Genomic DNA, 3,790 nt, shown 5'->3' on the forward strand with positions numbered 1-3,790 from the left:
GGGCCCGGCTGCGGCACGAGGCATCCGTCGCCGGGGCGGTCGCCTCCGGCGCCCGGCAGCTGCTCGCGCACATCGAGGTCTCCCTCGCCCGCTCCGCGCGCGAGCGCTCCGCCGCCGAGTCCGTGAAGGGGCTGCGGGAGCGGGAGTTGGCGGAGGCGCGCACGGCGGGACGTGAACTCAAGGCCGAACTCGACAAGTTGACGGACTCCGTGCACCGGGGCGAGGTGCTCGGCGCCGAGAAGCGGCTGCGCATCGAGCAGTTGGAGGCCAGGGCGCTGGAGGAGCTGGGCGTGGAGCCGGAGGGGCTGGTCGCGGAGTACGGCCCGCGGCAGCCGGTGCCGCCGTCGCTCCCGGCCGAGGGGGAGACGCTGCCCGAGGATCCCGAGCACCCCCGCAACCTGCCGCGCCCCTTCGACCGCGCCGAGCAGGAGAAGCGGCTGCGGGCGGCCGAGCGCGCCTATCAGCAGCTCGGCAAGGTGAACCCGCTCGCCCTGGAGGAGTTTGCCGCGCTGGAAGAGAGGCACCAGTTCCTCAGCGAGCAGCTGGAGGACCTGAAGAAGACCCGTGCGGACCTTCTGAAGGTGGTGAAGGAGGTGGACGAGCGGGTGGAGCAGGTCTTCACGGAGGCGTTCCGGGACACCGCGCGCGAGTTCGAGGGCGTGTTCTCCCGGCTCTTCCCCGGCGGAGAGGGGCGCCTGGTCCTGACCGACCCCGACGACATGCTGGCCACCGGCGTGGACGTGGAGGCGCGGCCGCCGGGCAAGAAGGTCAAGCGGCTGAGCCTGCTCTCCGGCGGGGAGCGGTCGCTGACGGCGGTCGCGCTGCTGGTGTCCATCTTCAAGGCCCGCCCGAGCCCCTTCTATGTGATGGACGAGGTCGAGGCGGCGCTCGACGACACCAACCTCCAGCGGCTCATCCGCATCATGCGGGAGCTGCAGGAGTCGTCCCAGCTGATCGTCATCACGCACCAGAAGCGCACGATGGAGATCGCGGACGCGCTCTACGGGGTCTCCATGCAGGGCGACGGTGTGTCCAAGGTCATCTCACAGCGGCTTCGCTAGCCCCACCTTCAAGATCAACAATTCCCTCGTTCACTTCTTGAACATCTGTGGGCTCGTTGTATCTCTTAAGTCACACTCATCTGGCTATTGACTTCGAAACTTGAAGGCATATTCTCTGCAACGTTGCATTTACCTTCAGGTGTGAGCGGTGCCAAGTTGTGCGCCACTGGAACCTGGAAGGGCTCGCCCCCACCCGGCAGCGTTGCCGTGGCCCGAGGAGTTACACGTGACCAGCACAGCGCAGGCACCCCAGCCAGGAGCCGGGACGGCTCACCCCGAACATCTCGGGCACGTCATCTTCATCGCGGCCGCGGCCGCCATGGGCGGCTTCCTCTTCGGCTACGACAGCTCCGTCATCAACGGCGCCGTCGAGGCCATCCGTGACCGTTACGACGTGGGCTCCGCCGGCCTCGCGCAGGTCATCGCCATCGCGCTCATCGGCTGCGCCATCGGTGCCGCCACGGCCGGCCGCATAGCCGACCGGATCGGCCGTATCCGCTGTATGCAGATCGCCGCCGTCCTCTTCACGGTCAGCGCCGTGGGCTCCGCCCTTCCGTTCGCCCTGTGGGACCTCGCGTTCTGGCGCATCATCGGCGGTTTCGCCATCGGCATGGCCTCGGTCATCGGCCCGGCCTACATCGCCGAGGTCGCCCCGCCCGCCTACCGCGGCCGTCTCGGCTCCTTCCAGCAGGCCGCGATCGTCATCGGCATCGCCATCTCCCAGCTCGTCAACTGGGGCCTGCTCAACGCCGCCGGCGGCGACCAGCGCGGCAAGCTCATGGGCCTCGAGGTCTGGCAGGTCATGCTGGGCGTCATGGTCATCCCGGCCGTCCTCTACGGTCTGCTCTCCTTCGCGATCCCCGAGTCCCCGCGCTTCCTGCTCTCCGTCGGCAAGCGTGAGCGCGCCCGCGAGATCCTGGCCGAGGTCGAGGGCAAGGACATCGACCTCGACGCGCGTGTCAACGAGATCGAGCACGCGATGAAGTCCGAGCACAAGTCGTCCTTCAAGGACCTGCTCGGCGGCGGCTTCTTCTTCAAGCCGATCGTCTGGATCGGTATCGGCCTCTCGGTCTTCCAGCAGTTCGTCGGCATCAACGTCGCGTTCTACTACTCCTCGACGCTGTGGCAGTCGGTCGGCGTCGACCCGTCGGACTCGTTCCTCTACTCCTTCACGACGTCGATCATCAACATCGTCGGCACCGTGATCGCGATGATCTTCGTGGACCGCATCGGCCGCAAGCCGCTCGCGCTCATCGGCTCGGTCGGCATGGCCGCCGGCCTGGCCCTGGAGGCCTGGGCGTTCAGCTACCACCTGGTCGACGGCAAGCTGCCCGCCACCCAGGGCTGGATCGCGCTCATCGCCGCCCACCTGTTCGTCCTCTTCTTCGCCCTCTCCTGGGGTGTCGTGGTCTGGGTCTTCCTCGGTGAGATGTTCCCGAACAAGATCCGCGCCGCCGCCCTCGGTGTGGCCGCCTCCGCGCAGTGGATCGCCAACTGGGCCATCACCGCGAGCTTCCCGTCGCTGGCCGACTGGAACCTCTCCGGCACCTACGTGATCTACGCGATCTTCGCCACCCTCTCCATCCCGTTCGTCCTGAAGTTCGTCAAGGAGACGAAGGGCAAGACGCTGGAGGAGATGGGCTAGCCGCCCCCTCGACCCGGGGAGAAGGGCCAAGTCCCCGCTGCCCCTCTCCTCGCACCCTCCACCGCCCCCGACCCGGCCACTGCCTGGGTCGGGGGCGGTGGTGTTTGCACGGGCTTCGGCGGGTGGGCGGTGTCTTCGCGGACGTTGCGATGGGTTCGGGCAGCCCTTTGCGTGGGTGGCGGGGTGGGGCTGGGCTGTGTCACAGACGTCGAGTTCGGCTCGGGTGGCCTGCGGGTGCGTGGTGGGGCTGCTCGGCGTGCGGGGCGTGGTGGCCGTCGGCGGCTCCCCCTCCGGGGCGGCATCTGTCCGTGTCCGGCCCGGAGGGGACTTGTGCGCGGCCGTGAGCAGGGGCTGCCTCGCGTTCGGCGCCGACCGTGGGCAGGGGTTGCTTCGCGTCCGGCGCGTGACGGCTGTCGGCCTGGTTGGTGGCCGGGGTGGGGCGGTCACGGCCGACGGGGCGGGCTGTATGAGGTCGCCCGGGTACGGCATCGGGGGCGCCCGAGCCCGCACGGATGGGGATGCTTTGTGCGCCTCGGCCGGCGCAGGGGCGCACGGCGAGGCTGGGCGTGGCCCGTGATCGAGGGGCCCTCGGCGACGAACCGCCTGGCTGCCATCGGGCCCGTACGCCGACACACCCTGCCGGGACGGCTCGTAGACCCGGACCCACCGAGCGCCAAGGCGCCCCGCCGGAGGCACTCACAAGCCCGACCAACCACGCACCCCGACCTCGTACCGCCGATGTCACCACCCCGGCCGACGAACCTGCCCCTCCCGCGGAGCGCCCCCGCCTCAGCCCTGTCGCCAGCGCGGCGCCTGGTCGTCCGGGGTGTCGGGGGAGGCGAAGTGGAAGGGGACGTTCAGGTGGGCGGCGAGGGCGCGGCCCACCTCGGTGGCGCGGGCGGCGGGGGAGGGGGTGCCTCGGCGGTGGTGGACCGTGGCCAGGTGGGACTCGCCGGGTGGGGTGTCCAGGATCGCCAGCAGGATCACGAACCAGTCGTGGACCGTGTCGCCGTCCCACACGGCCTCGATCGCGATCACCCGGCCGGGGAGGGCGGCGGCGCGGGCCGCGAGGGAGGGGGTGTCG

Annotated in this window: 2 protein-coding genes and 1 pseudogene; 2 read left to right on the top strand and 1 reads right to left on the bottom strand. The window is 70.1% G+C overall.

What is annotated here, in order from left to right:
• Both GTW40_RS24615 and GTW40_RS24620 read left to right on the top strand, forming a co-directional pair.
• Nucleotides 1-1,061, top strand: a 1,061-nt coding sequence (locus tag GTW40_RS24615) for an AAA family ATPase (protein ID WP_161182358.1), incomplete at its 5' end; no start/stop codon positions are given.
• 226 nt (nucleotides 1,062-1,287) lie between these two features.
• Entirely contained in the window at nucleotides 1,288-2,706 is a 1,419-nt protein-coding gene (locus GTW40_RS24620) for a sugar porter family MFS transporter (protein WP_161182359.1), read from the top strand.
• 789 nt (nucleotides 2,707-3,495) lie between these two features.
• Here the strand turns inward: GTW40_RS24620 and GTW40_RS24625 are convergent.
• Nucleotides 3,496-3,790, bottom strand: a pseudogene (locus tag GTW40_RS24625) (hypothetical protein); the annotation flags it as partial.

The sequence above is a fragment of the Streptomyces sp. SID4985 genome (assembly GCF_009863025.1).
GTDB lineage: Bacteria > Actinomycetota > Actinomycetes > Streptomycetales > Streptomycetaceae > Streptomyces.